General features: G+C 73.4%; 10 protein-coding genes and 7 pseudogenes. 1 reads left to right on the top strand and 16 read right to left on the bottom strand.

The window, feature by feature from the left end:
• Positions 1 to 325: 325 nt before the first annotated feature.
• The 11 genes and pseudogenes from MTP03_RS04595 to MTP03_RS04555 form a co-directional block, all read right to left on the bottom strand.
• A complete protein-coding gene (locus tag MTP03_RS04595) occupies positions 326 to 793 on the bottom strand; it encodes an AfsA-related hotdog domain-containing protein (RefSeq protein WP_248490918.1) in 468 nt (155 codons plus the stop codon).
• A gap of 143 nt (positions 794 to 936) precedes the next feature.
• Positions 937 to 1365, bottom strand: a pseudogene (locus tag MTP03_RS23385) (AfsA-related hotdog domain-containing protein); the annotation flags it as partial.
• Between the two features lie 72 nt (positions 1366 to 1437).
• Positions 1438 to 2283: a nucleoside-diphosphate kinase gene (locus MTP03_RS04590; protein ID WP_248490917.1), complete on the bottom strand. Its 846-nt coding sequence runs from the start codon at positions 2281 to 2283 to the stop codon at positions 1438 to 1440.
• A pseudogene (locus MTP03_RS04585) lies at positions 2283 to 3316 on the bottom strand (SDR family oxidoreductase). The gene MTP03_RS04590 and the pseudogene MTP03_RS04585 overlap by 1 nt, the downstream one beginning before the upstream one ends.
• A 47-nt stretch (positions 3317 to 3363) precedes the next feature.
• Positions 3364 to 3597 carry an acyl carrier protein gene (locus MTP03_RS04580; RefSeq protein WP_248492040.1) on the bottom strand — a complete coding sequence of 78 codons (234 nt, stop codon included), beginning with the start codon at positions 3595 to 3597 and terminating at the stop codon, positions 3364 to 3366.
• A gap of 774 nt (positions 3598 to 4371) precedes the next feature.
• Positions 4372 to 4542, bottom strand: coding sequence for a hypothetical protein (locus tag MTP03_RS04575; protein WP_248490916.1), 171 nt, complete (start codon positions 4540 to 4542; stop codon positions 4372 to 4374).
• Positions 4543 to 4634: 92 nt separating this feature from the next.
• Positions 4635 to 7094: an AMP-binding protein gene (locus MTP03_RS04570; RefSeq protein ID WP_248490915.1), complete on the bottom strand. Its 2460-nt coding sequence runs from the start codon at positions 7092 to 7094 to the stop codon at positions 4635 to 4637.
• A complete protein-coding gene (locus MTP03_RS04565) occupies positions 7087 to 8841 on the bottom strand; it encodes a PEP-utilizing enzyme (RefSeq protein ID WP_248492039.1) in 1755 nt (584 codons plus the stop codon). Before MTP03_RS04565 ends, MTP03_RS04570 begins: the two co-directional genes overlap by 8 nt.
• Before the next feature lie 143 nt (positions 8842 to 8984).
• A pseudogene (locus MTP03_RS22570) lies at positions 8985 to 9053 on the bottom strand (hypothetical protein); the annotation flags it as partial.
• Positions 9054 to 9064: 11 nt separating this feature from the next.
• Positions 9065 to 9853 (bottom strand): PEP/pyruvate-binding domain-containing protein, encoded by a 789-nt coding sequence (locus MTP03_RS04560; RefSeq protein WP_256465218.1) that lies wholly within the window; start codon positions 9851 to 9853, stop codon positions 9065 to 9067.
• A gap of 232 nt (positions 9854 to 10085) precedes the next feature.
• Positions 10086 to 10997: pseudogene (locus tag MTP03_RS04555) on the bottom strand (enoyl-CoA hydratase/isomerase family protein); the annotation flags it as partial.
• Positions 10998 to 11094: 97 nt separating this feature from the next.
• Here MTP03_RS04555 and MTP03_RS04550 point away from each other — a divergent pair.
• Positions 11095 to 12922 (top strand): annotated as a pseudogene (locus MTP03_RS04550) (ABC-F family ATP-binding cassette domain-containing protein).
• Positions 12923 to 13026: 104 nt separating this feature from the next.
• Here the strand turns inward: MTP03_RS04550 and MTP03_RS23380 are convergent.
• The 5 genes and pseudogenes from MTP03_RS23380 to rsmA form a co-directional block, all read right to left on the bottom strand.
• Complete coding sequence (locus MTP03_RS23380) at positions 13027 to 13173, bottom strand: YHS domain-containing protein (RefSeq protein ID WP_371820957.1); 147 nt, start codon at positions 13171 to 13173, stop codon at positions 13027 to 13029.
• A 178-nt stretch (positions 13174 to 13351) separates the two neighbouring features.
• Positions 13352 to 15596 (bottom strand): annotated as a pseudogene (locus MTP03_RS04540) (heavy metal translocating P-type ATPase); the annotation flags it as partial.
• Positions 15597 to 15628: 32 nt separating this feature from the next.
• Positions 15629 to 16591, bottom strand: a complete 963-nt coding sequence (locus MTP03_RS04535; protein WP_248492037.1) for a heavy-metal-associated domain-containing protein — start codon at positions 16589 to 16591, stop codon at positions 15629 to 15631.
• Between the two features lie 143 nt (positions 16592 to 16734).
• Positions 16735 to 17648: pseudogene (locus MTP03_RS04530) on the bottom strand (4-(cytidine 5'-diphospho)-2-C-methyl-D-erythritol kinase).
• Between the two features lie 10 nt (positions 17649 to 17658).
• Positions 17659 to 18564, bottom strand: coding sequence for a 16S rRNA (adenine(1518)-N(6)/adenine(1519)-N(6))-dimethyltransferase RsmA (rsmA, locus tag MTP03_RS04525; RefSeq protein ID WP_248490914.1), 906 nt, complete (start codon positions 18562 to 18564; stop codon positions 17659 to 17661).
• Positions 18565 to 18569 lie beyond the last annotated feature (5 nt).

Raw genomic sequence — 18569 nt, 5'->3', positions numbered from 1 at the left:
GCCGCGATCACCGCCATCGCCGCCCGCAGGTCCGCAGCGGTGACGGCTCCCGTCACCAGCGGTCGATCGGGATTGTGCACGCGATCGTAGGCGAGGTCCTTCTGCTCGTCGACCATGCGCAGGTACAGCAGCACGATCGCCACCACCGCGACCCGGACCGCGGTCGCCGCGCCGGGCCGCCACTGGGCGCCGGCGGCGTGGGCGGCCAGTCCCTCCAGTGCCAGCACCCACAGCACGCCGTACAGCGCGTAGTGCGGCTTGTACATGACAGCGGTGAAGCGCGCGATCCGCGCCGCAGAGACGCCCGTGGCCGTCGTCGTCCCCTTCACCGCCGGCCGGTGCCCTCCGCACCGACGGGCACGAATTCGACTTCGATCTCGGCGCACGTCCGGCCCGCCTGCTCGAACCGCACCATGACGGAATCGGGCGCGTCGCCGGGGCCGGAACCCGCGGCGGGCGGGACGATCCGGGCGTGGCACGTGGTCGGGACGTCGAGCTCGACGAACGCGTCGAACCGGCTGCGCAGGGTTGCCGCCCGCCGCGACGCAGAACCCGCCGCGCACACGGCGAACTGACGCGCCGCCTCCAGCAGCAGGCTGCCCGGGACGTGGTCGAGCGGATGGTCGAACAGCGACGGGTGGGAGGGATCGACGACGACGTCCGCCTCCACCGCCGTCCCCGCGCGACGGAGCTCGCCGACGACCACGTTGCGATCGATCTCGCGTCCCACTGCGGCGGGCTCGCCGGCGCGACGCGCCGGGTGCACCCCGGTCGGCCGCTGTCCCAGCCCCATCCGCACGCGCATCGCACGGCGCATCTGCGTCCGGCGCGCGGCGGCATCCAGCTCAGGGAGCCGAGGATCGTGGTGAGCGACTCTCCCTCGCAGGAGATCTCCATGACCACGTCGAGGCCAGTGCGCAATCCATCGGTGCGGTGTTCGCGGGTCACCCTGAGGTCCACGACCAGATTCGCGGGCTCCGCGCCGATCTCCCACTGCGGGCCGGGCGTCGCGACACCGTCGAACACCCGGACCAGGAAGGCGTGGTCCATCGGGACCCCGAAGAACTCGTGGCTGACGGCGATCCCCGCCTGCCGCGCCACCTCCATCACCGCGAGGGGGTCGTGGTGCCCGGTCTGCGGCCCGGTGTGGTCGCCGTAATAGGCGTGGGCGCGCGGCAGTTGGGCGCCGAGCGTGTACACCAGCTCGCCGTTGCCGTCGGTCCGCGGCGCGGCGGCGTACGAGGTCAGGAACACCTCGGAGACCGCGCAGCGGTGCACCAACTGCCGCGGCACCGTGCGGTCGTGGGCGGTCTCCGGGCCCCAGTCGAGGCTGTCTGTGCCGGGCGATGCGCTACTGATCGTCATGACTGCCTCCGGTCCGCGACAGCGGGATCTCCGCTTCGTCGTTCATGGTGTCCAGCAGGGGATTCGGCGCGTTCAACGGGAGTACGTGCGCGCCCAGGACGACGACCGACCAGGGATCGGCGGCCACGCCCTCGTCCCACACGCTGTGCAGCAGGGCCGCCGCATCCGCGTCCGGGTTCCCGGTGTCCGCCGGTGCGGCCACACCGGCCGCCGCCGCGTCCGCCAGGACCCGACGGTGCGCCTCCGCCCGGTCGAAGCCGCGGTCCGGGGCGCCGGCGTAGAGCCCGGGTGCGAGGGCACGGGCGCGGTCGGCTCCCCGCCGGCGGTGATGCCGGCGAGGACGCGCTCGCGGGTCCGCTCGTCGAAGACGATCGCGAGCTCCCGGAGCACGTCGAACGGATCGTCCGGCGTGTGCACGAGGTTGAGCAGGTGGCTGTGCACGCCGAGGGCGTGGCGGAGCTCGCCCGGCGCGCGGCGGCGCGGGTCGGTGGCGCCCTTCGCCCGGGTCAGCCGCACCGACACCGGCTCGGCGACACCGGCTTCGGCGCCCGCGTCGGCGTGGGCGTCATCGGCGGCATCGGCGATCACGAGGACGAGCGCGTCGCACACGCCGACGAGGAGGTCCGCGAGGCGGCGCCGCTCGGCCGACGCCGTGATCCACGAGGTCCGCCACATCGCCCGCGCGAGATGACGGTCGGCGGTGATCCGCTCGGCGTGGGCGACGCGGTACCCGGCCTCGGCCAGCCAGTCCAGCGTGGGCTCGACGGATCGGGCCACGATCGCGTCGGGCTTGAGCAGGAGCAGCGTGTGCCGCTCCGCGAAGTCCACGGGGTCGACGCCGAGCCGGCGCAGATGTCCCACCGACTCGATCACGTACGTGTCGACGTCGGCGGCCGGGCGGTGCAGTCGGTCGAGCATCAGCGCCTCCCCCGCACGGAGTTCAGGACCTCGGTGATGGTGGGCAGCGGCGACCCGAGATAGCCCACCTCGAGGCAGTGGTCGAGCAGCGTGCGCAGGTAGTCCGGGCCCGACGCCGGCGCCGGCCGGCCGAGGAGCGCGTCGGCCCCGGCCGTCGAGAAGGCGAGCTTGCGCTGGAAGTAGCTGGTGTACAGCGACCCCACGCGGCGGAAGTACTCGCGCTCGAGCCGGTCGAGATCGCCGTCGTCGAAGCTCGACTCCGGCACGAACCGCGCGACGGCGAACGAGGGATACTCGGCGAGCACGTCGGACAGCTCGCGCAGCGTGAGCACGTCCGCGCCGAGCGCGTGGAAGGTGCGGCCGTCCACGTCGCCCGCGCGGCCGTCCAGGAACCGCCCTGCGGTCTCCGCGATCACGTCGGCCACGTGGTCGACCGGCGCCAGCGAGAGGGTGGCGTCGTAGCGGCCGGGCAGCGTGCGCAGCTTCCCCTCCACCATGAGCTTGACCACGGTGTACAGGTTCTTGTAATCCCGGATCGTGCCGTCGCCGGTGGCGCCGGAGACGATCCCCGGCCGCACCACCGCGGCACGCAGCCCCTGGCCCGGGCCGCCTCGACGATCTGCTCGGCGCGGAGCTTGCTGCGCTCGTAGCAGGTTCCGAACTCCTGCCCCAGGTCCAGTTCGTCCTCGAGGACGAGGCCGCCGCGCAGGCCGCACACGTACGCGGTGCTCACGTGCACCAGCGGCACATCCCAGGCGAGCGCCAGCTCGACCGCGTGCCGCGCGCCCGCCACGTTGAGCCGCTCGTACTCCTCGTCGGTGGCGTCGAACGCGGTCGTGGCGGCGCAGTGCACGATCAGCGCCGTCTCCGCGGCGGTCGCGGCGTCGTCCGTCAGCCCCAGGCCCGGCACCCGCACGTCGCCTTCCACCCGCCGGGCGACGGTGCGCGGCGCACCGTCGTTGCCCACGAGCGCACGCGCCGCGTGCAGGACCGCGGTGACCGGGACACCCGCCCCCTCCAGGCGTGCGGCCACCTCGACCCCGACGAGGCCGGAGGCGCCGGTGAGCAGCACGGATCCCGTCACGAGGGCCCCTCCGGCGCGTCACTGATGAGGTCCACGACGTCACGCACCCGGAGCACGCCCGCGAGCCGCTCGGACGGGAACGGCGGCAGCCCGAACGCGTCCTCCAGGGCCACTGTGAGCTCGATGAGCCGCACCGAGTCGAAGCCCAGGTCCTCGCGCAGCCGATCCTCGCCGCGCAGCGATTCCGGCGGAACCGGTTGCGGCGCAGCGCCGGTGTTCCCCGGCGCCATCAGGGCGATGACGGCGAGCACGGTCGCCGCCGGCTCGGGTCGCGTTCCGGTCATCGCTCACCTCCCCGGCCGGGGGCCGCGTGCGGCTGCGCGCCACCCGTCGCGAGCAGGTCCTCCGCCTCGGCGAGCGGGGCTTCACGCCCAGGTGATCGCCGATGCGCACCCAGTCGTAGGCCACCTCGAGCGTCCTGCGCCACTGCTCGCGCGAGTCGAACGAGGCGGGGAACCGGGGGCCGCCGATGACGTCCCGGACGACGGTGAGCAGCTCGTCCAGCACACGCAACCCGTCCAGCGGATCACCGTCCACGACCGCGCGCGCGAAATCGACTGCCGCGGCGGTCTCGACGGCCGTGAGCACGCGGCGCTTGTGCGCGGCGTGCGCGGGGATCATCCGCGCGAGCGTGCGCACCGGGGCGACGTCCGGGGGCAGCGGCGCCACCGCGTACGCGGCCAGCACCATCCGGGTGCACATCGCGACCAGACGGTGCGCGGCCACGACGGCCACCTCGGCCTGCCCGCTCTTGACGGCCCCCACCAGGTCCTCCCGGGCGTTCTCGGCGACCACGTTCGCCCACGTGAGATCCAGTGCGGCGGTGGCGAGCCGGTCGGCCGGCAGCGGGGCCAGGGTGAGCGCCACCGGCTCCGCGGGCCGTCGCGCTCCGGTGAGCGACAGGACGGGGTCGCCGGTGTAGGGCGACGGGGTCGTCGGGGCGGCCGGCTCGCACATCGCGAAGGCCGGGCGCACCGCGGCGCCGCGGCCCCAGATGAGCCCGATCAGCCCGGATCGCAGGAACTCCGCCAGCGCGGCGCGGTGCTCCGGTGCCCCGTTCCCGAATCGGCCGCCGCGATCTGCGCGAGCGGCCGGCGGAACACGACGGTGCGCCAGACCCGCGCGGCGGCGTCGGAGAGCGCGAACACGTCGCGGCCGCCACGGACTACGTGCACGCTCCCCGCGACGTCCCACGTGGTGACGCCGTCGACACGGGCCAGGCGCAGCTGCGTAGTGTCGGACCAGTCCCCCTGCGCCAGTTCGCCGATCAGCCCGTCGACCTCATCGCACCACTCGGCGGCGGGATCGTCGAGGCGGGCGCGCGCGGCGCGGATCGGGCGGACGGCGCCGTGCGGCCGGCCGCGGCCGCCCGGTCGAGCTGGCGCGGCAGCCACTTGGTCTCGAGGTAGGTCTCGTCGTTGCGCGCGCACCACGCCTTCGCCGCCTGGACCAGCGCATCCCGCGCCCAGTCACGCGCCTCCTCGTCCTCGCCCAGCAGGCGCAGCGCCTGCACGTGCCGCATCACCTGCTCGACCCGGAAGACCCACCAGCGCTCCAGGATCCGGGAGAACTCGGGCAGCGACAGGACCGCGTCGAGGCCGGCACCGTCGACCTCCGCCGACCGCCGCACGGGCGTGGACCTCAGGTACCGCTGGCAGCGGTTGAGCAGGTCCTCGGTGAGCCGGTCGATCCAGCCGGACGCCGCCGCGTCGGCGACCTCCTGCAGTTGCGCCCGCACCTGCCCGACGGTCCGCGTGCGCACCTCGAGCCGCCTGCCGTCGCCGAACAGCACCGACGGGAGCGTCGGCAGTTCGCCGGCACCCGTGGCGATCACCAGGAAGTCGACGTCCGAGCCCTCGTTGCCGAAGCCCTCGGCGAGCGAGCCCTCGAACCGGACCGCACAGTCCGTGGGGATCGCCACGGACTCCAGCGCCGCGTCGAGCAGGGCCGAGACCCGCTCCGGACTCAGGGTGGGGGCGTACAGGCCGGCGGGTGCGGCCGGCGGGACGGCGGCGGTGCCGTCCGCTTCGTGCGTCACCACGTCGGCCAGCCGCCCGGCGTCGTAGCGCTCCCACAGCAGCCGACGCCGGGGCTTGCCGCTGGAGGTCTTCTCGATCGTGCCGCGCGGTCCGGTCACGATCGTCACGGTCTGCGCCGGGCCGAGCATTCCGCGGATCACCGTGCGTGCCCTCGGAATCCACTCGCCGGCCGGTTCCTCGGCGAACAGGATCACGCCCTGCGAGCCCGACGCCGGCAGTGCCACCGCGGCGAGCCGGCCCTTGATCAGCTCGCACTCGGCGGCGACGGCGCCCTCCACGTCCTCCATGAACACCGACCGTCCGCGCACCTTGATGCTGGTGGCCATCCGGCCGAGGACGAACAGCTCACCGTCGAGCAGGAAGCCCGCGTCGCAGGTGAACACCTCGCCGCCGGCGATCCGCGTGGATCCCGTTCCGTCGCCGGTGTACCCGTCGGAGGCGGACGCGCCGCGCACCACGACCTCGCCCAGGGCACCGTCGGGGAGCGGCGCACCGTCGGCGCCCACGATCCGCACCGGCGACGCGGGGTCCGGCCGTCCCAGCCCGACGATCCAGCGCTCACCCGGGTACTCGAGTGCGGGCTCGAAGACGGCGCGGTCGCGGATCGTGACGGGCTCGCCGAAGCGCATCGACGACGCGTCGGGCTGGACGACGGTGAGCGGCCGATCGGGGCCCGCGGCGGTGACCATCAGGGTGTTCTCGGCGAGTCCGTACGCGGGAACCATCCCGTGGGATGCGAATCCGCGTGGGCCGACCAGGCGGCAGAACGCCTGCACGTCCGGCACGTCGACGGGCTCGGCGCCGACGGCGAGGGAGCGCCAGCCCGACAGGTCGCAGTCCGCGATCGCGTCGGGGCGGACCCGGTGCGCGGCGTATCCGAGGGCGAACGACGGTGCCATCGTGTGGGTGGCCACCGTCATCGCGCGCAGCCACCGCGCGGGGTCGCGGATGAACTGGTCCGGGCGCATCAGGTGCAGGTCCTCCTGCAGCGTGACGGTGGTGAGGAAGCCGCCGATCAGTCCCATGTCGTGGTACAGCGGCAGCCACGACGCCATGGCCTCGCCGGGGCGCCAGCCGAGCGTGCGTGCGATCATCGCCGTGTTGGCGGCGATGTTGTCCCACGTGATCCGCACGCCGCGCGGGGTGCCGCTGGAACCGGACGTGAACTGCAGCAGCGCGTACCGGCCCGGCTCGCCCAGCGGCTCGTCGTCCGCGGCCTCCGCCGCGGACCGGGACGCCAGGGCGGTGTCGAGCGCGATGACCCGCGCGTCCGTGCGCCGGCCGGCCGCGATCGCCGCGCGGGCCAGGTCCGCGAGGCCGGCGATGGTGACGACGACCGCCGGTGCGGCCTCGTCGATAATCGCGGCCACGTGCCGCGTGTACTCGTCGAGATCGGCGAAGGTGGGCGGCGTGACGGGGGTGACGACGCCGCCGCGGGCCCACACGCCGTAGACCGCTGCGACGCAGTCGAAGTCGGTGGGCATCAGCACGCACACGCCGTCGCCGGCGCCCACGCCCGCGTCGCGCAGCACCGCGGCCACCGCGCGGACCGACTCCGCGATCGCCGCGTAGCTGCGGAAGACGGACCCGGATCCCTCTGCTGCGAGGTGGATCCCGCGGTCGGTCGCGGGGTCGAGCAGCCAGCCGCGGACCGCGTCCACGCCGTTCGTCTCGTCGTGGTCACGCATCGTCGTCCCCTCCCGAGAGCACGGTGACGGTGCCCGCCGTCCCGTCGACCCGCACGCGCATGCCGGTACGCAGGCGGCCGGCGGCCCCGCGGAGCTGGACCACCGTGGGCACGCCCAGTTCGCGGGCCACGATCGCGACGTGAGTCAGGGGGCTGCCGCGCTCGATCACCAGCGCGGACGCCGACGGCAGCGCCGCCACCCAGCCCGGATCCGTGCGGTACGCCACGAGGACCCCGCCGGCCACGTCGCCGGGCTCCGTCATCACCACGGCGCGGCCCTCCACCGCCCCGGCGGCGGACGGGACGCCCTGCAGCACGACGCCGTCGGCCGCCGCGTCGACCGCGGCGACGGGGACCCAGCCCTGCGCCGCGAGCTCGGCGTCCGCGAAGCCGGGACCGCGGGTGACGAACCGTTCGGGCGCGACCAGTTCGGCGTCCCGCTCTCGGGCGGCGCGCCGGGCGCTCACGCGCTCGCGGAGGTCACCGGTGCCGTCGCCGCGGAAGTGCTCCCGCAGCTCGTCGATGGTGAGCTCGAAGACGTCCGCGAAGGCGTCCAGTTCGCCGCGGGCCCCGAGGTCGCGGCCCATCACCCGGATGAGCCGCTTGACCATGCCGAACGCGCGGGTGCGGCAGAAGCGCAGGCGCTCGCGGTGCGCGGCGCACCGGGAGACCTTGCGGCGCAGGCGCTCGTAGATCCGGCGGCGGGTGCCGCGCAGGTGCGCGTCGAGGTACTCGTCCGCGGACTGCGCGGGGTCGGTCGTCCCGCCGGTCGCGGGTCGCGGCGCGGACGGGTGCGCCTCGGCGGCGCGGGCCAGGGCGCTGCGCAGCATCAGGTACACCGACGACGGGTCCTCCCGCAGGTCGGGAACCTCGAGCTTGAGCTCGTCGAGGCTGCGGTAGCCGTACTTCGCGAGGTAGTCGTCGAGGTCGGACCGGAACGCCTCGTGGGCGCCGGAGTGCACGGCGGCGTGGATCGTTCCGGGGTCGGCGGTCTCCACCAGGGACTTCAGCGCCGGGTCCTGCGCCGCCCGCCGGGCGAGGGCCGTCATCGCCCGGGCCGGCTCGGCGGATTCGACCTCGGCGCCGGGCCCGATCACCGCGTACAGGAACCATTCCGGCGCCTTCGGCAGGAACGCCTTGGTGAGCAGGTACATCGATCCGGTGAGGGTGAGCAGCACCGCGTCGAGCACCATGAGCGGCCCCCACCGCCGGACCAGGTCGCCCTCCACCCGCAGGTAGGCCGTGAACGCCTCGTCGCCGCTCATCGCGTCGAGGTCGAGCGACTCGAATTCGTCGTAGACGCGGTAGAACTCGCGCAGGAATCCCGCGACCTCCGCGTCGATCGTCCATAGCCGGCGCAGGTAGACCGCGGTGGTGACCGCCCGGGAACCCAAGCGGCGCAGCGGACCGTCGAACGTGAAGGGCCGCAGCGTGCGCGCCACGGCGGCGTCGAGCGGCTCGCTGACGCCGAGCGCGGCCTCGAGGACCTTGCGGTTGAGCGGGTACCCGGGGGCGATCCCGACCATGCGGTACCAGTGCAGCAGGTTGTAGTAGACGCGGGAGTGGAAGCAGCCCAGTAGGTACGGGCTCCACTCGTCGACCTGCCGCAGCTGCGCCTCGGGCACCCGGAGCGATTCGGCGTAGCCGCGGTAGACGCGGCGGTAGATGTCCGCGGCGGTGGTGAACGTGAGCGGCGAGGTGAGGCCGCTGAAGCTCTCGATGATGTTCGAGTTGTCCCAGATCCGCATCTCTCCGGCGGGGAGGGCTCGCCCGCGCCGCGCAGCAGGAGCGCGGCATCGGGCTCGGGGATGATCGCGGGGGCGGGAAGCGCGGCGGCGATCGCGGTGATCGGCCGGGTCTGCAGGTACCAGAATCGGGTGCCGTCGTGGGCCCACTCGATGTCCTGCGGCGCGCCCAGCTCCTGCGCCAGTTCCCGCGCGGCGACCGAGAGTTCCTGCACGCGTTCGACGGTCAGCGCGGCCGCGGCCCGGGCACCGTCGGCCACGGGGCGCTCGGCGGCCCCGCCGAGCCGTGCGGGTGGAAGCTGGTGGCCTTCTCGCCGAGAATCACGTCGGTCGCGCCACCGGCGCCCACGGTGATGGTGTCGGCGTCGACCGCGCCGGAGACCAGGCCCTCGCCGAGGCCGTAAACGGCGCTCAGCACCACCTCGTCGCGCGCGCCGGTGATCGGGTTCGCCGTGAACACCACGCCGCTGGTCTCGGCGTCGACGAGGCGTTGCAGCACGACCGCGACGCCTCCGGTGCGGGGCCGCCCACCCGCGGCGAACGCGTACGTCACCGACCGGTCGGTGAACGCGGAGGCCCAGCAGCGGCGGACCGCGGCGACGACCTCGTCGAGGCCGTTGATGTTGAGGAACGTGTCGAACTGGCCGGCGTAGGACGCCGCGATGCCGTCCTCGGCGGCGACCGACGAGCGGACGGCGATCGCACCCCCGCCGATCGCGTCGTACGCCTTCCCGATCAGGCCGCGGAGCTCTCCGGGGAGCTCGGCCCGGGCGATCGCGTCCCGGATCCGGGCGGCGCCCCGCCGGGCGGACGGCTCGTCGGCGGCGGCCGCGAAGTCCGACATCGCACCGGCGAGCTCGCCGTTGCTCGCGAGCAGGTCGAAGGCGTCGGTGCCGATCACCGACCACTCCGGAACGGGGAGGCCCCGTCGGTGCAGCAGCGCGAGCCCACGGCTCTTGCCTCCCCCGAGCGCCTCGAGCGTGTCCGTGTCGGTCCACGGGCCCAGCACCTGCATGCAGCGTCCTCCTGCGCGTTCGCCGACGACGTCGTGATCGTCGGTTCCGCAGGCGGCCCACGGCCCCGTGGTCTCGAGGCTCGGCGGCCGCGGCCATCCCCGGTGACCGCGGCCGCCCAGCGACCGCCTGTGTGCGCTCCCTGTATCGAGGCGGGAGGGCGCCGCGTTGCTCGGCGCCGAGGATCTCCTCGATCTGCGAGTCCTCGACGTCGGCCATCGAGGCGGGCACGAACTTCGGGTCGCGGGTCTTGTCGATGAGGACGGCGCGGATGCCCTCGACGAAGTCGGGGCGGCGCACCAGGCGTGCACCCACGACGGCCTCCTCGGCGAGACACTGGGCCAGGGTGCGGTCTCGCGAGCCCTGGATGAGGTCGAAGGTGACGAAGACCGAGGTCGGGCAGGCCGTGGAGAGCTGCTCGCGGGCGGTGTCGGCCCACGCGCCGGAGGTGGTGGCGAGGCCCGCGAGGATCTCGGTGACCGAATCGCGGCCGAAGACGTCGGCGATCTCGTCGAGCGGCAGCGTCGAGTCCGGGGCGACGGCGCCGAACCGGGCGAGGGCACCGTCGAGATCCTCCCCCGCGAGGAGGGCCTCCTTGAGCGCCCCCATCGACTCGGACGGCACGAAGTGCGTCGCGAGCCCGACGGCGAGCGCATCGCCCGCGCCGATCCGCGCGGCGGTCATGCCCATGAGCTCGCCGAAGCCCCTCGGCAGGCGGCCCAGCAGGTAGGTGGCGCCGACATCGGGGAGGAAGCCGATCGCGACCTCGGGCATGGCGATGAGCGCCTTCTCCGAGACCACGCGGTGCGAGCCGTGGATCGAGACGCCCACGCCGCCACCCATGTTCACGCCGTCGATGAGCGCGATCACGGGCTTGGGGAACTCCGCGAGGCGCAGGTTCATGTCGTACTCGTCGCGGAAGAAGGGCGTGAAGTCCTCCCCCGCCACCACCTGGTCACGGATGGCGCGGATGTCGCCGCCGGCGCAGTAGGCCTTGGGCGAGGCGGAGGTGATGAGGACGCGGGTCACGGCGTCGTCGGACTCCCATTCCTGCAGCGCCGCGTCGATCGCGTGGACCATGTCCATGGTGAGCGCGTTGAGCGCCTTCGGACGGTTCAGCTCGATGTGGCCGGTGCCCCCGGCCACGGTGGTGACGATCTCGGCGTCGCTCACAACTCACTCCTGATTACTCGGATATCCGACTAAATCAGTATGACAGGCCCCCGCGTAATCTGGATCGGCGATGGCGAATCTTCTCGGCGCGGATGCGCTGCACCTCGAGTACCCGACCAAGACGGTGTTCGATTCGGTGTCCCTCGGCGTGAACGAGGGCGACCGGATCGGCATCGTCGGCCGCAACGGCGACGGCAAGTCCAGCCTGCTCGGCATGCTGGCAGGCACCCGCGAGCCCGACTCCGGGCGCGTGACCCGACGGGGCGGCGTCCGGGTTGGCGTGCTCACCCAGACCGACCTGTTCGACGACCAGGACACCGTGGGCCACGCGGTGGTCGGCGATACCGAGGAGCACGTCTGGGCGGGCGACCCGAAGGTACGCGACATCCTCGCCGGCCTGCTCACCGACCTGCCGTGGGACGCCCGACTCGGCGAGCTGTCCGGCGGGCAGCGCCGCCGGGTGCAGCTGGCGCAGCTGCTCGCGGGCGAGCACGACGTGCTGATCCTCGACGAGCCGACCAACCACCTGGACGTCGAGGCCATCGAGTGGCTCGCCGGCCATCTCAAGAACCGCTGGCCCGCGAACCAGGGCGGGCTGCTGATGGTGACCCACGACCGGTGGATCCTCGACGAGGTCTGCACCGCGACCTGGGAGGTGCACGACCGCATCGTCGAGCCGTTCGAGGGCGGTTACGCCGCGTACATCCTGCAGCGCGTCGAGCGCGACCGGCAGGCGGCGTCCATCGAGCAGAAGCGGCAGAACCTCGCCCGCAAGGAGCTGGCCTGGCTGCGCCGCGGCGCCCGCCCGCACCAGCAAGCCGAAGTTCCGGATCGACGCGGCGAACGCCCTCATCTCCGACGTCCCCGAGATCCGCAATCGCACCGAACTCCAGTCGCTGGCCGTCTCCCGGCTCGGCAAGGACGTCGTCGACATCCTCGACGTCGGCGTGGCGTACGGCGACAAGCAGGTGCTCAGCGACATCGAGTGGCGCATCGCCCCCGGCGAGCGCACCGGCATCCTCGGCGTCAACGGGGCGGGCAAGTCGACTCTGCTCGGCCTGATCGACGGTGCCGTGCAGCCCACGACCGGCACCGTCAAGCGCGGCAAGACCGTCAAGGTGCAGACCCTGACGCAGCGCCTCGACGAGCTCGAGCAGCACTGGGACGACCCCGTGCGGGTGGTGCTGGCGAACCTCGCCACGAGCTTCACCGTGGGCAGTGGTTCCAAGGCGCAGGAGCTCACGCCGTCGCAGCTGCTGGAGCGACTCGGGTTCGCATCGGCGCAGCTCTCGACGCCGGTCAAGGACCTCTCGGGCGGGCAGAAGCGACGCCTGCAGCTGCTGCTCATCCTGCTGGATTCGCCGAACGTGCTCATCCTCGACGAGCCGACCAACGACCTGGACACCGACATGCTGGCCGCGATGGAGGACCTCCTCGACTCGTGGCCGGGCACGCTCATCGTCGTCTCGCACGACCGCTACTTCCTCGAGCGCGTCACCGACCAGCAGTACGGCATCCTCGAGCGGCGCCTGCGGCACCTGCCCGGTGGCGTCGACGAGTACCTCGCCCTGCGGCGCGCCCAGCACGGCGCGGGATCGGCCTCCGGGTCCGGTCGGCTGGGTTCGACGGTGACCGCCACCTCCGGTTCCGGCACCCCCGCCGAGTCCGGGCTGAGCGGCGCCGAACTGCGGGCCGCGCAGAAGGAGGTCGCCTCCGTCGAGCGCCGGATGACGAAGCTGACCGAGCAGGTCGAGAAGGCGAAACTGGCGCTCGCCGAGCATGATCAGGGCGACTACGCGGGCCTCGCCGAGGAGATGAAGAAGATCTCCGCGCTGGAGGACGAGTTGGCCGAGCAGGAGTTGCGGTGGCTGGAGCTGTCGGAGGCGCTGGAGGGCTGAGTGTCCCCGCAGCTACCTCCACTCCCAGCAGAATTCTCCACTCGCCCCGCGGATTCCGGGGGCGAGCGGAGATTGCTGCGGGGAGCGGGCGTTCCTGCCGCGTGTCAGGCGACGTTGGCCGCGTACTTCGCCGGGTCCGCATCGAACTTCGGGGCGCACGAGGGACAGCAGAAGAAGTATCGCTCGCCGTCGTAGTCGCGGAACAGCCCGCGCGCCTCGGCGGTGGACTTCACCACCGGGTTGCCGACCATGACGGGGCACGTAGTGGTGTCGTCCGCGCTGTCCGGCGAGGTCGCACTCGCGGGTGCGGCGCTCAGCCGGATGTCCTCGGGCCCGGCGGAGTTCGTGTTGCAGCAGCTCATGTCGGTGGTGTCCTCTCGATCGATGGAAGGGATCCGGTCCTCGGGGGCGGCCGCGGCCGGCCGCCGCGCTGCGGAATCCGCGCAGGCGCAAGCTGTTCCCGACGACGAAGACGCTGGAGAAGGCCATCGCGGCCCCGGCGAGCATCGGGTTGAGCATGCCCAGGGCCGCCACCGGGATGGCCGCGACGTTGTAGGCGAAGGCCCAGAACAGGTTCGTCTTGATCGTCCGGAGCGTGGTGCGCGACAGGCGGATCGCGTCCACCGCGGCGCGCAGGTCCCCGCGGACGAGGGTGATGTCCGCGGCCTCGATCGCGACGTCGGTGCCCGTGCCCATGGCCAGCCCGAGGTCGGCGGCGGCCAGCGCGGGGGCGTCGTTGACCCCGTCGCCCACCATCGCCACCACGCGGCCCTCGGCCTGCAAGCGGGTCACCACGGCGACCTTGTCCTGCGGCATGACCTCGGCGATCACCTCGTCGATGCCCACCTCCGCGGCGATCTGTCGGGCGGCGGCCTCGTTGTCGCCGGTGAGCAGCACGGGCGTCAGGCCCAGCGCGCGCAGTTCCCGGATCGCCTCGGCGCTGGTCGGTTTCACGGTGTCGGAGACCACGAGGATCCCCCGCGCCGCCCCGTCCCAGCCGACGGCGACGACCGTCGCGCCCTGCTCCTCCGCGGCCGCCTTGGCGGCGGCGAGCTCGTCGGACAGGCGCAGTGCCCAGTCGGCGAGCAGCGACTCCCGGCCCACGATCACGCCGTGGCCGTCGACGACGCCCTGCACGCCCTGCCCCTCGACGTTCGCGAAACCCTCGACGGGCGAGAGCATTCCGACCTTCGCGGTCGCCCCCTTGGCGATGGCCTGCGCGATCGGGTGCTCGGAGGCGTCCTCGAGGGCGCCCGCGTAGCGCAGCACGTCGATCGCGTCGACGCCCGGCTCGGTGATCACGTCGACCAGGGTCATCCGGCCGGTGGTCACGGTGCCGGTCTTGTCGAGCACGACGGTGTCGACGCGGCGGGTCGACTCCAGGACCTCGGGGCCCTTGATCAGGATGCCCAGCTGCGCGCCGCGTCCGGTGCCGACGAGCAGCGCGGTCGGCGTGGCGAGGCCGAGCGCGCAGGGGCAGGCGATGACGAGGACCGCGACCGCGGCGGTGAAGGCCGCGGAAACGGGGAAGCCCGCGCCGAGCCAGCCGCCCAGGGCGATCGCGGCGATCGCGATGACGATCGGCACGAAGACACCCGAGATCCGGTCGGCCAGGCGCTGGACCTCGGCCTTGCCGGTCTGTGCCTCCTCCACGAGTCGCGCCATCTGCGCGAGCTGCGTGTCCGCGCCGACGCGGGTGGCCCGGACCACGAGGCGTCCGCCCGCGTTGACGGTGGCACCGGTGACCGCGTCGCCGGGACCGACCTCGACGGGCACCGACTCGCCGGTGAGCATCGAGGCGTCGACCGCGGAGGTGCCGGAGACGACGACGCCGTCGGTGGCGATCTTCTCGCCGGGCCGCACGACGAACTCGTCGCCCGCGCGGAGCTCGTCGACGCCGATCTTCACCTCGGCCCCGTCGCGCAGGACGGAGACCTCCTTGGCGCCGAGCTCGAGCAGCGCGCGCAGCGCGCCCCGGCCCGCCGCTTGGAACGCTTCTCGAAGTAGCGGCCCGCGAGGATGAACATGGTGACGCCGGCGGCGACCTCGAGGTAGATGTTGGCGGCACCGTCGGACGGCGCGAGCGTGAGGGAGAACGGGTGCTTCATGCCCGGCTCCCCGCCGTGCCCAGGAAGAGCGCGTACAGCGACCACAGGAACGCCGACAGCGTGCCCATGGAGATGAGCGTGTCCATCGTGGCCGTGCCGTGCTTGAGGTTGGCCCACGCCGCCGTGTGGAAGGGCCATGCGCCCCACAGGATCACGGGCGCCGCCAGCGCCAGGGACGCCCACTGCCAGTAGGTGAACTGCAGCGCGGGCACCATCGCCATCGCGATGACCGGCACGCTGAGCACGACGGCGCCGATCAGTCGGGTGCGCAGCGACTCCAGTTCATGGTCGGCCGGGGAGCTGTTGCCCCCCTCCGGGTTCGACGGTGCCGCCCCCACCGGCGTCGCCCGGTACCCGGCGGCGGCGACCTCGTCGATGAGGCGTTGCGCGTCGACGCCCTCGGGCGCGACGACCTTCGCCTTCTCCGTCGCGTAATTGACGGTGGCGCTCACGCCCTCGATCTTGTTGAGGCGATGCTCGATCCGGTTCGCGCACGAGGCGCAGGTCATGCCACCGATGTCCAGTTCGATGTGCGCGCCGCCGGTGGTGCTGCCGGGTGTGCTCATGGTCGATTCCTCCTCTTCTTCGGTGGTGATGGTCAGTGCCCGCCGTGGCCGTCGGCCGGCGGGACGGAAGCGGTGGGGGCCGTGGGGTTCTGCGGCGTCGCGGACGCGCCCGCGTCGAGCACGAAGCTCGCGGTGCGCACCACCCCGTCCACCTGGAAGTCCAGGTACAGCAGGTAGCGGCCCGCGGTGGGGGCCTGCGCCTGGAAGGTGATGGTGGGCCCGCCGGTGTCGCCGGGCTTCGGCTCGGCGCCCTCGGGGTGCACGTGCAGGAAGGCGAGGTCGCCCTGGCGGAGCGCGACGAGGTGGCCGAAGGCGCCGAGGTAGGGCTGCAGCGCGGTGACGGGCGCGCCGTCGCGGGTGACGCGCAGTGTCACCGGGCTCGAGGCGCCGGCGACGAGGTCACCGTCGAGGGTCACGCTGAAGCCGTCCACCTGCGCGGTGCGCGACGGTGCGGGATCGGCGGGCGTGTAGCCGCCCGCCACCTCGACGGTGCGCGTCAGCGTGACGGCCGCACCGGTCGCGGGCGCGAAGTCGGCGTAGAGGCGGTAGGTGCCCGCCTCGGCCCAACTCCACGGTAGCGACCACGTGCCGGTGGCGCGGTCGAGGGTCGGGTGGACGTGCCGGAACAGCGCACCGTCGGACCGCACGACGATGAGGTGCAGATCCTTCTCGTGCGTCGTCGCGTAGTCGGTGACCGGAGCGCCGGCGGCGTCCTCGATGCGGAAGCTCAGCGTGCCCGCCTCCCCCACCGCGCGCGGCGCGCTGACGGGCGCGAAGGTGAGCCCCTCGGCGCTGAGGGCGACGCCCTTCAGCCCGGCGGTCGTCGTGGCCGGCCCAGAGGCCGGGGCACCGTGCCCGCCGTGCCCCTCATCCGCCGGGGCGTTCCACTGGGCGACGACGGCATCGGGCACCACGGCGCCGGCGATGCCGTAGGCGCCGCCGAACGCCACCACGAGGCCGGCGCCGTAGACCGCGAGCTTCGCCGCGGGGTTCATCGTGCGCCGCGTCGTCTTCCGGCCGTCCATGATTCCTCCTCGGTCAGGGTACCCCCAGTGGGTATCTGAACCGAATATATACCCCTGGGGGGTATACCGCAAGGCCTCGGCGGCCCCGATTCCGAGAAGGGTGAGGGTCGCGCCTACGGTACGACGGTGGCGCCCGGCACCGGGCCGGAGGCCACCCGCACCGTCCGGCAGACGCCGCCGCCCGCGAGCTCGGTGCCCACGTCCACGGCATCGTCGGCGTTCGCGCAGAGGAACGCGCAGGTGGGGCCACTGCCGGAGACGATGCCGGCGAGTGCACCCGCCTCCATTCCGGCCCGCAGCGTGCGCCGCAGGCCGGCTGCAGCGAGAGCGCGGCGGCCTGCAGATCGTTCGCCAGCAGGGGCGCCAACCGGTGTGGATCGCCCGAGGCGACGGCCGCGAGCAGTGCGTCGGGGCTGCCGGCCCGCGGCGGATCACCGACCTCGCGGAGGTAGTCGAGCTCGCGGTACACCGCAGGGGTGCTCAGCCCCTCCCGAGCAAGCGCCAGGGCCCAGTGGAACTCACCCCGCGCCAGCGCGGGAATCAAGCGCTCGCCGCGGCCGGTGCCGAGCGCCGTGTGGCCGTGCAGCGAGAACGGAACGTCGGAGCCGAGCGTCGCGGCCACCTCGTCGAGCTCGTCGCGCCCGATGTCGAGGCCCCACAGGGTGGCGGCGCCGAGCAGCGCGGCCGCCGCGTCGGCGGAGCCGCCCGCCATGCCGCCCGCCACGGGGATGCCCTTCGCGATGTCGATGCGCAACGACGCGTCGCGGCCGTAGCGCTCCGCGAGCGCCACGACGGCCCGGGCCGCCAGGTTGGTCGGGTCGGTGGGCACGTCACGGGCGCCCTCGCCCGACACGTGCAGCGCTAGCGCGTCCGACGGCGTGAGCGTGACGTCGTCGTGCAGCGACAACGCCTGGAACACGGTGATCAGCTCGTGGTAGCCGTCGGGACGCACGTCGCCGACGCCGAGATGGAGGTTCACCTTGGCTGGCGCACGCACGGTCAGCGAGCTGGGAACGACGGACAACACGCGGTCCACCCTACGGCGCTGACGGCGCGGAACCGCGCAGCGTCTTCGCCCGGGCGAGCGCGGCGAACTGCTCGATCCCCAGTTTCTCGCCCCGCTCCCGCGGGTCGATGCCCGCGGCGACGAGCAGTTCCTCGGCCGCGGCAGGAGACCCGGCCCACCCGGCGAGAGCGGCGCGCAGGGTCTTGCGGCGCTGCGCGAACGCCGCGTCGACGGCCGCCCACAGCTGGGTGCGGTCCACATCGGCGCGGCCGTCGGGGCCGTGCAGATCGATCCGCACCAGGCCCGACTCGACGTTCGGCTCGGGCCAGAACACCGCCCGCCCGACGGTGCCCGCCTTGCGGACGCGCCCGTAGTACGCCGCCTTGACCGACGGTACGCCGTACACCCGCGACCCCGGCGCGGCCGCGAGCCGGTCGGCCACCTCCAGCTGGACCATGACCAGCACCGTGCGCAGCGTCGGAACCTCGGCGAGCAGGTGCAGCAGTACGGGGACCGAGACGTTGTACGGCAGGTTCGCGACGAGGACCGTCGGCGGGCCCGAGACGCCCGCCTGGGCACCGGACACCTTGAGCGCGTCCTCGCCGATCACGGTGAGGTTCCCGGCCAGCTCCGGGGCGCGGTCGGCCACCGTGGCCGGGAGTTGCTCGGCGAGGACGGGATCGATCTCGATCGCGGTGACGGCCGCGGCGGCGTCGAGCAGCGCCAGGGTGAGCGAGCCGAGGCCGGGGCCCACCTCGAGCGCGACGTCGTCGGGGCGCACGTCGGCGGCCGCGACGATCTTGCGGACCGTGTTCGGGTCGTGGACGAAGTTCTGGCCCAGTGTCTTCGTGGGGCGAACGGACAACTGCCCGGCCAGCGCGCGGATCTCCGCGGGGCCGAGCAGTCGTGCCTGATTCTTGAACTCGGCGCCGGTCACAGCGG

This window comes from Tsukamurella sp. PLM1 (genome assembly GCF_023168325.1).
Classification (GTDB): Bacteria; Actinomycetota; Actinomycetes; order Mycobacteriales; family Mycobacteriaceae; genus Tsukamurella.
This window is presented reverse-complemented; position numbering and strand designations above follow the sequence as displayed.

Coding starts and splice junctions, on each gene's coding strand:
- MTP03_RS04595 (WP_248490918.1), bottom strand. CDS start 793: ATGGGGCTGGGACAGCGGCCGACCGGGGTGCACCCGGCGCGTCGCGCC.
- MTP03_RS04590 (WP_248490917.1), bottom strand. CDS start 2,283: ATGCTCGACCGACTGCACCGCCCGGCCGCCGACGTCGACACGTACGTG.
- MTP03_RS04580 (WP_248492040.1), bottom strand. CDS start 3,597: ATGGCGCCGGGGAACACCGGCGCTGCGCCGCAACCGGTTCCGCCGGAA.
- MTP03_RS04570 (WP_248490915.1), bottom strand. CDS start 7,094: ATGCGTGACCACGACGAGACGAACGGCGTGGACGCGGTCCGCGGCTGG.
- MTP03_RS04565 (WP_248492039.1), bottom strand. CDS start 8,841: ATGCGGATCTGGGACAACTCGAACATCATCGAGAGCTTCAGCGGCCTC.
- MTP03_RS04560 (WP_256465218.1), bottom strand. CDS start 9,853: ATGCAGGTGCTGGGCCCGTGGACCGACACGGACACGCTCGAGGCGCTC.
- MTP03_RS23380 (WP_371820957.1), bottom strand. CDS start 13,173: ATGGTCGGCAACCCGGTGGTGAAGTCCACCGCCGAGGCGCGCGGGCTG.
- MTP03_RS04535 (WP_248492037.1), bottom strand. CDS start 16,591: ATGAACCCCGCGGCGAAGCTCGCGGTCTACGGCGCCGGCCTCGTGGTG.